This is a genomic window from Lactobacillus acetotolerans DSM 20749 = JCM 3825 (assembly GCF_001436775.1).
Lineage (GTDB): Bacteria > Bacillota > Bacilli > Lactobacillales > Lactobacillaceae > Lactobacillus > Lactobacillus acetotolerans.
On sequence record NZ_AYZC01000055.1, the window covers coordinates 1 to 7,844 of the forward strand.

A 7,844-nucleotide genomic window follows, 5' to 3' on the forward strand; every position below is an offset into this window, starting at 1 on the left:
AAACCTGTTAACAGCTTATCATATTGATAAGTCATCAACAGGAAAAATTATAGAGCCGAAAGGGTATCGCTTTTTCTATGCTATTTTCAACAATAAGCAAAAAAGAAGTACCAAAACTATGATACGCAACATGTCTTTCATCACCTTTATTGAAGCTGACTGGGCTTCTTTGAGTTAGTGACATACCACGAAGTGTTTTAACATGTAATTATGTTATAGTGGTTTAAAAGAAGTATCATGACGTGTTATGTAATATGTAATACGAAGTGTGTGTGATAAGTTGACTACTTATTACATAATTGCGGGCGGTCTGTTGACCGTCTTTTTTATATACTTAATTTTTGTAGTGCTATAATAATGAAGAACGATGTTATCGGACATAATAACGTTGAGAGCGTGTAGTAGTAAGGTTGACCACTTGCTATGAACGTTTGGGGTGGTCCTTAAGGCCACCTTTTTTATTCTGTTTTCAGTAATTTATTAAAAAAGCAAAAATAGATTAATCTAAATGATAAACTGGCATTATTCTAGATAACTTTAAACAATGCAATTAACTTTTTCAAGACTCTTTGCTATGAAAGCCCTATCATTTGGTGCTATACTAAAGATAATTGAATAAGAAATTGGGGTGCCATTGAGCTGAGATTATACCCATTGAACCTGATGTAGTTAGTACTACCGCAGGGAAAATACGTAATAAAATTGTCTTTGTCTTACAATGATTAATTATTTTAGAAGTTTTAGCTCAGCGCTAAGACTTCTTTTTTAATGCTATTAATTTGATTGGAGGAAGGCATATTGCAGGAAAATGATAAACAGTATCCAGAGGCTTTAACAATTGCAGGCAGTGATTCTGGTGGCGGAGCCGGGATCTCAGCCGATATTAAAACGATGCAAGCATGTAAAACTTTTAGCACATACGTAATAGTTGGGGTCACAGCTCAGAATACGCTTAATGTTCAGGCTCAATATCCATTACCTAAGAAGATAATTGATCAGCAATTTGCGTCAGTATTGGCAGATTTTGATATTCGTTCAGCTAAAACAGGGGCTTTATTTAATGCAGAGCATGTAAAAATAGTTGCTGATAATATTCGAAAATACAAAATACAGAATTTAGTAGTTGATCCTGTCATGGTAGCGAAGGGCGGAACGCGTTTGCTAACTAATGATGGCGTGGAAATGATGATTAAAGGATTGATCCCATAAGCAGAATTAGTAACTCCTAATCTGCCTGAAGCAGGAATTTTAGCTGGTCAGAAAATTAATGACGAGGCTGATATGCAGCAAGCCGCTAAAATTATTCAGGGTTTTGGTTGTCCCAATGTCATTATTAAGGGTGGTCATGGGACTGATGCTATCGTGACGGATTTTGTGCAGCTTAAAAATAAGAAAAGTTACCTGCTGAAATCTCGGCGGATAGATACCAAACGAACGCATGGTACAGGGGATACCTTGTCTGCAGCTATTTCTGCATATTTAGCTCAAGGAATTGATATGGATACTGCAATTAAGCGGGCACATGGGTATTTAGCTAAAATTATTAAACATCCGTTATATATAGGTCATGGTCATGGCCCTTTGAACCAAGGAGAATGGAGTAATAGTGAATATGAAATTTAAACCAGAAATGTTGCAGCTTTATTTTATAGTTGGAACTCAAGATACAAATAATGATAGTGAAAAACTATTGAGATTGGTAAAAGAGGCACTGGATAGTGGAGCAACCGCAATTCAGTACCGTGAAAAGGGCAGCAACAGTTATTTAAATACTGAAGAAAAAATAAATTTAGGTAAAAAAATACATCACCTAACTAAAAAAGCAGGAGTCCCGCTATTTGTTGATGATGATTATGATTTGGCTAGAGCAATTAATGCGGAAGGTATCCATGTTGGACAAAGCGATACTGATCCTAGGGTCATTTATCGTAAGTCGCCTGATTTAATTATAGGTTTGTCTGTTCACAACTTGGCTGAATTAAAGGCCAGTCAACCAGCATTGAAGGTTGTTGATTATTTAGGAACAGGCTCAGTATACGTTACTACGAGTAAAAAAGAAGAGATTCCTCCCGTTGGCGTTTCTGGAGTTAAAAAAGTTGCTGAAAATACAAATCTGCCGATTGTTGCGATTGGTGGAATTCAAGAAGATAACGTCGCTACTTTGAAAGATGCACCAATTGCAGGTATTGCCACCATTTCAGCAATTACAAAAAGTAATAATGTAGCCCGGACGGTTAAAGTACTAAAACAAGGAGGTAGGTAAAATGAATAATAATTTGATTAAAAATGTTAGGGACAAAAATCCAATAGTTTTAAGTATTGCGAATACAATCACTTCACAACATGTAGCAGACGCCATCAATTTTATTGGTGAGTCACCTATGATGCCTAATGATCCTGAGGAAATTACAGAAATAACTAAAGTGGCCAATGCTGTTTGCTTAAATTTGGGGTCTACCAATCCTGACATGCAACTATGTTCACTGCTAGCAGCTAAACAGGCTAATAGTGATCATAATCCAGTGGTTTTTGATCCAGTTGCAGTCGGTGCAACCAAGGTTAGATATGATCGTTCAATGGAACTTTTACAACAAGTTAAAGTGGATATCATTCGTGGCAATACTAGTGAGATAGCAGCTTTGACTGGTGTTACTTGGGAAAGTCATGGAATCGATGCGGTTGACGGCAATGATAGTGATCGTATAAAGATTGCTCAGGCTGCAGCCAAGCAGTTTAATTGTCGGATTATGATATCAGGGCCAACGGATATTATTACAGATGGACAGAAGGTATTTGAAGTTAAGAATGATGAACCTATGTTGAAAACTAATGTTGGTATGGGGGATGTTCTTGACGGAATTCTAGCCGTGTTTGCAAGTCAAAAATGTTCATTAGAAGATTTAACATATGCTTCTGCGATTTTACCGGTTGTGGCAGAATTAGCTGCTAAAGAAACAGGTAATCAAGCTGCCACATTTATGAATAAAACATTTGATATTTTAGGTACCTTAGATGATAAAACTTTGCAGGATAATATAAAAATAGTAAAAGTAAAGTAAAAAAGACGTCCCAGATGTGATATGATCCCATTAAAATGGACAGTTCAAAGCCCATGCGTCCGTACTAGAGTAATAAGAGCGATAGTTTTATCTGTCATGATATGCCTCTTATCAGTTTAGTATAGAGCCCTTAATAAAAACTGATACGTTACACTTTTATCGTAAATTCTTGTCTAAAGCTTTATTTAGACTATCTTTATCAGTATAGGTTTTTGAATCATCTGAAATTATTCCAAGTACTTTTAATATTACAAATTTGGGTGGTTTATCAGATTATAAGTAGGCTAATAAATTATTTGATAAAAATAGCAAAAAAGCACTTTAAGCCTTGATAGAAACGAATTTCTGAAAATCAGACGTCCGTATACCTTCGTTAAGAATATATTTAAAAACGGTGATAAAAAATAATTTGAAAGGATTGATAAATAATGTCTAAAATTACAGAACCTTTTGCCGATATTTTGAAAGAAGAATTAAAAGATCCAAAATTTAAAAAAGAATATGAAGCCGACAAGCATAAATTGGAAAGTGAAGTCGCTAGTATGTACGCAAGAAAGATTTCTGGCCCTTGTCATTACGCTGATAAGTGATTATTGCTTAGAAAATCGCTTTACTTTAATCTACAAAAAATGCATTCTCATTATCCGAGAATGCATTTTTGAATTGTTATGTTAATAAATTTTATTCAGCTACTTTTTCTTTTTGGCCGACGCGCTGCTTATGCCAATCTAAAATCATTGCAACGACAGCATTAGCAACATTCGTATTCTTTAATAGAGGTCCGTGGGAATATGAACCGATGAAATTACGATAGCGGAGGCCTTCTTCATGGTCTTGCGGATTGTTGCCGTAGCCACTAATCATATCACCAAGGGGATGCAATTTATTTTTATCATCAAAATAAGTTTGTCCAGAATGGTTTTCAAAGGCTTTGACTTCGCCCCATTCGGTCATGTAACGGGTGTTGCCAATCATTCTTTTATCTGATTTAAAAATGGTGTGCAGCGGTAAAATATCTAATCCTTTAATAGTTACACCAGAATTGGTCTTATAATAACTGCCCATTAACTGGTAACCACCGCAAATAGTGAGCATCGGCTTGCCACTATTGATATATTTTTCTAAAGTTTCTTTGTGTCGTGGTAAATCTTTAGCAACAACGGTTTGTTCAAAGTCCTGGCCACCGCCGAAAAAGACAAAATCATAATCAAAGGCGTCAAATTTATCACCTAAAGAAATATTATCGACCTGCGTATCGTAACCCTCTCTTTTTAAAAGAAAGCGTAGGATTTTAACGTCACCTGAATCACCGTAAGTGTTCATCAGATCTTCATACAAGTATGCAATTTTAATTAATTTGTCTGCCATAATACATCAACCTCGTTAGCTTCTACTTTTAAAGTATACCTTAATCAGATGGAAACGAGCAAAAGTAAAACTCATTTTCTTAATTTATGGTTAGCTCCTACTTTTATGAGTAAACACAGTAAAAACCAGATGAAAATTTTCCCACTGACTATTAGCAAATCATAATTATAAATTGTTGTGTTAAGAATCCAATCTAAAAGGTTGCTTATAGGAAGTAATTCCGCAAAGATACGGAGCCAAAAGGGATATTGTGTAATGGAGATGATGACTCCTGATAAAAGTACCAATGAACCGGTGATAATATTTGCTAGCCAATAAGGATTTTCGTGTCTAAAACCAGTGATAGCACTAACGTAACCTAAGGTAGAACTAATTAAAATTGCTAGTGGCAGAGATAACAATAATTTTGGAAAAAGCTTTGCTTCATTTAGGGTAATTAAACCAATTCCGCCTAGCGTAAGAATTTCAACGGTTAGAGTGATTGCGGCAATGATAAATTTGGGCAGCCAGTATTTACTAAAGGCCGGTCTGATAGAGGCAATATCATCACTAATGCCAATATCTTGGTCATAGATAAATGAGGCACAGGTGACACCGATTCCACTGGCAATCCCAGAAGTAATGACTGTTCCCAATAGGGTACGGGTGTAATTCTGGTTGGAATTATAAACGATTAAAAGGAACATCGTTAGGGATACTATTGGTAGGATGAAGTAATCCACAAAGATTAGGCGTAAACTATTGAAATTGCTGATTGAGCGTAATGTAACGCGGTATGTGCTAATCAAAAGATATTCAGTCTCCCTTCTTTGAAAGCTCTATGGATAACTACATTAGTCATCCATTTTGAAAGTAGGATAAATGCAATTAACACTACTATGTAAGAAAGAATCCACGTAAATTGTGGGAATTGCCCGTAAATAATTTTAATAGGCAGGCTCAAAGGGCTGAGTAATTGAAATGGTTTAATAAACGGATAGATGAAGGTCGGAACACTGAGTAAGCCGGATAATAATAAAATTGGTAGAAAGATTAATCGTTCGTATGCAATTGCGTTGCGGCTTAATATGAAAAATAAGCTGATGAAATAACTTAGAACTATACGGGCAATCCAAAGTAGAAAGATACCTAATAATAATTGCCAGCTTAAATTGTTTAAAGGCATTTTTAAAATTATCGTTTCAATTCCTGCTAATGGGAAAGCGATCAAACCATAGATAGCTGCAGGTGAAAGTACGGCAAGTAGTGCTTTTTCATGTGGAATCGCGGTATTAAGTAAATGCGATAATGTTCCTTGCCGTCTTTGGTAGCCAAGTGCCCCAGCGCTAGTTGTACAGGAAGACCAGGTCCCCATAATACCAGCAATTAACCATTCTTGGCCACTATAATTATGACCAACATAACCGGCTAAATATTCGTAAAGCAGCATGCTACTGGTTTCAATGATTACAAGATTAACGAAGTAAGAATTTTTAATATAAAGTTTTAGTTGAAATTTAACCATTTTAAGAAAAGGCATGAATTACACCTGCCTTCTTTTTAATTGGTCGGCAACCGCTAAATATGCGTCAGTCAGTGATGCATTTTCATCAACGTGAGCGAAAGTTTTAACACCAGCTAAACTGCCTTCATAATGGATTCTCCCACTGCCGATTAGATAAATTTTATCGGCTAAAGTTTCAATATCATTCATATTATGACTGGTTAAAATAATACCACGTCCCTCTTTAGCCAGCCGTTTAACCAATTTTCTAATTGTAATAACCGATTCAACGTCAAGACCTGCGGTTGGTTCATCAAGCATTAAAATTTTAGGTTTATTAATAAGTCCACGTGCAATATGTAGCCGCTGCAGCATTCCTTTAGAAAAACTTCCAGTATTTTTGGCAGCTACATCAGCTAAATTGACCGTTTCGAGGGCTTCTTGGACATTTGCTTTAACGTTTTTCTCTTTAACAGCTAATAAACGGGCAAAGAATTCGAGGTTGTCACGAGCACTGGCATTGGCATAGAAGCCCCGATCTCCGCCAAAGACAACTCCAAGTTGCCGGCGCGCTTGTCTTGGATGTTTAAGCAGGTTGATCCCTGTAACTTCAACTTGTCCAGAATTTGGAAGCAGATAGTTAGAGATAGATTTTAAAAGAGTGGTTTTACCAGCACCGTTAGGACCGACGAAAGAGGCAATTTCTCCTGCGTGAACACTGAAGCTGATGCCGTCAACAGCATGGAATTCGGTTTTACTTTTTTGATTTTTAAAATATCTTCTAATATTGGTCGCTTTTAGTACGATTTTTGTCATAATTTTGCTTAATTCCTAACATATTTATTAATTAAGATTATGCCATCTTTTTTAATAATTTTCTTATTTCTTGCTGATATGCAAGAAAATACTGTAGAATTACTTTAATCACACATGCAAAAATTTGAGAGGAAAATATTTATGATAAAAATTGAAAGATATATAGAGGCTTTTTATGTACGGAAGTACGTTCAGACAAATTCGCGAGAAATGTGGGGTTTCACTGGATAAAGCGGCAAAAGGAATTGTTTCACCTTCAACGCTATCGCGTTGGGAACGTGGCAAGGGTGAGATATATTTCGATAATGTGCTCAAACTCTTAAAGAAATTAGAGATAAATTTAAATGAATTTTTTGGTGCAAACTACCATTCATTTAATGAAGAGGTAGCCCAAAGAATCAATGCAGCTTATGCAGATGCTGATAGTGTAAAACTTAAAAAGATAACGATTATTCAGTTAAAAAAATATGAAAAAACGCAACAGCTAAATACGTTATTTTTAGCTGCTAGTGCTAGTAATTTCTATTTTGAGCTAACACGGGAATGTATTTTTCCGATTAATTATCAAATCAAATTACGAAATATTCTTTCTGATATTGAAAACTGGGACAATTTTAGTATTAATCTTTTTAACCACTCCATTAACTTTCTGCCCGTTGGGCAGACCTTTAATATTGCAAAGAGAATTATAAATAGGATAGAAGAAATACAAGGTTGCAATAGTGACAACTTTTATACGGCGATTTCGGCTATATTAAATGCCTTAGTAAAATTGATTGTTAGGGATGCGAAATGTGCTGAAAAATTGGTAGATCGTATTCAGGGAATTACTGTTCCAGCAACATTTTTATATTTAAACGTAAAAAGAGCATTTCTAATTGAATTGCTAAATTATCGTATGTATAGGAATTATTCGATTAAGAGAATGAACCAAATTGTCCTTTTTCTTAGGAAGATGAATGCTGATAATTTGGCTGCTAGTTTGTGCAGATTGTTTAAACAGGTAAAAGAATTAGATAATTAATTCTTCAATGTAAAAAAATAAACCTAGGATTCATAAATATGAACTGAGACCTAAAAATTAGACAGTTTAAAATACAGGATTAATAGAGGCTTGA

The 7,844-nt window shown here is 35.3% G+C and carries 8 protein-coding genes, 1 pseudogene and 1 riboswitch; of the genes and pseudogenes, 5 read left to right on the top strand and 4 right to left on the bottom strand.

The window, feature by feature from the left end; translation table 11 throughout:
- Positions 1 to 614 precede the first annotated feature (614 nt).
- A riboswitch (TPP riboswitch) is annotated at positions 615 to 705 on the top strand.
- 93 nt (positions 706 to 798) lie between these two features.
- From thiD to FC77_RS08170, 4 genes and pseudogenes are all read left to right on the top strand, one after another.
- A pseudogene (gene thiD / locus FC77_RS07005) lies at positions 799 to 1,623 on the top strand (bifunctional hydroxymethylpyrimidine kinase/phosphomethylpyrimidine kinase).
- A complete protein-coding gene (thiE, locus tag FC77_RS07010) occupies positions 1,613 to 2,263 on the top strand; it encodes a thiamine phosphate synthase (protein ID WP_056970925.1) in 651 nt (216 codons plus the stop codon). The pseudogene thiD and the gene thiE overlap by 11 nt, the downstream one beginning before the upstream one ends.
- Before the next feature lies 1 nt (position 2,264).
- Positions 2,265 to 3,059: a hydroxyethylthiazole kinase gene (gene thiM, locus FC77_RS07015; RefSeq protein ID WP_054682236.1), complete on the top strand. Its 795-nt coding sequence runs from the start codon at positions 2,265 to 2,267 to the stop codon at positions 3,057 to 3,059.
- Positions 3,060 to 3,487: 428 nt separating this feature from the next.
- A complete protein-coding gene (locus tag FC77_RS08170) occupies positions 3,488 to 3,649 on the top strand; it encodes a hypothetical protein (protein ID WP_169790075.1) in 162 nt (53 codons plus the stop codon).
- A 91-nt stretch (positions 3,650 to 3,740) separates the two neighbouring features.
- On the opposite strand, the gene FC77_RS07020 is transcribed toward FC77_RS08170, so the two are convergent.
- From FC77_RS07020 to FC77_RS07035, 4 genes are all read right to left on the bottom strand, one after another.
- On the bottom strand, positions 3,741 to 4,427 hold the full coding sequence (locus tag FC77_RS07020) for a type 1 glutamine amidotransferase (RefSeq protein WP_054682235.1): 687 nt from the start codon (positions 4,425 to 4,427) through the stop codon (positions 3,741 to 3,743).
- 71 nt (positions 4,428 to 4,498) lie between these two features.
- A complete protein-coding gene (locus tag FC77_RS07025; RefSeq protein WP_054682234.1) occupies positions 4,499 to 5,215 on the bottom strand; it encodes an ABC transporter permease in 717 nt (238 codons plus the stop codon).
- The gene (locus FC77_RS07030) at positions 5,212 to 5,946 is read right to left on the bottom strand and encodes an ABC transporter permease (protein WP_054682233.1); all 735 of its coding nucleotides are present in this window, start codon (positions 5,944 to 5,946) and stop codon (positions 5,212 to 5,214) included. The genes FC77_RS07025 and FC77_RS07030 overlap by 4 nt, the downstream gene beginning before the upstream one ends.
- 3 nt (positions 5,947 to 5,949) lie before the next feature.
- Positions 5,950 to 6,726 carry an ABC transporter ATP-binding protein gene (locus tag FC77_RS07035; RefSeq protein ID WP_056970927.1) on the bottom strand — a complete coding sequence of 259 codons (777 nt, stop codon included), beginning with the start codon at positions 6,724 to 6,726 and terminating at the stop codon, positions 5,950 to 5,952.
- Positions 6,727 to 6,901: 175 nt separating this feature from the next.
- Between FC77_RS07035 and FC77_RS07040 the strand changes: the two genes are divergently transcribed.
- The gene (locus FC77_RS07040; RefSeq protein WP_056970929.1) at positions 6,902 to 7,750 is read left to right on the top strand and encodes a helix-turn-helix domain-containing protein; all 849 of its coding nucleotides are present in this window, start codon (positions 6,902 to 6,904) and stop codon (positions 7,748 to 7,750) included.
- Positions 7,751 to 7,844 lie beyond the last annotated feature (94 nt).

What these genes read in the sequence shown, in the direction of transcription:
- thiE (WP_056970925.1), top strand. Translation starts at nt 1,613, where the DNA reads ATGAAATTTAAACCAGAAATGTTGCAGCTTTATTTTATAGTTGGAACT.
- thiM (WP_054682236.1), top strand. Translation starts at nt 2,265, where the DNA reads ATGAATAATAATTTGATTAAAAATGTTAGGGACAAAAATCCAATAGTT.
- FC77_RS08170 (WP_169790075.1), top strand. Translation starts at nt 3,488, where the DNA reads ATGTCTAAAATTACAGAACCTTTTGCCGATATTTTGAAAGAAGAATTA.
- FC77_RS07020 (WP_054682235.1), bottom strand. Translation starts at nt 4,427, where the DNA reads ATGGCAGACAAATTAATTAAAATTGCATACTTGTATGAAGATCTGATG.
- FC77_RS07030 (WP_054682233.1), bottom strand. Translation starts at nt 5,946, where the DNA reads ATGCCTTTTCTTAAAATGGTTAAATTTCAACTAAAACTTTATATTAAA.
- FC77_RS07035 (WP_056970927.1), bottom strand. Translation starts at nt 6,726, where the DNA reads ATGACAAAAATCGTACTAAAAGCGACCAATATTAGAAGATATTTTAAA.
- FC77_RS07040 (WP_056970929.1), top strand. Translation starts at nt 6,902, where the DNA reads ATGTACGGAAGTACGTTCAGACAAATTCGCGAGAAATGTGGGGTTTCA.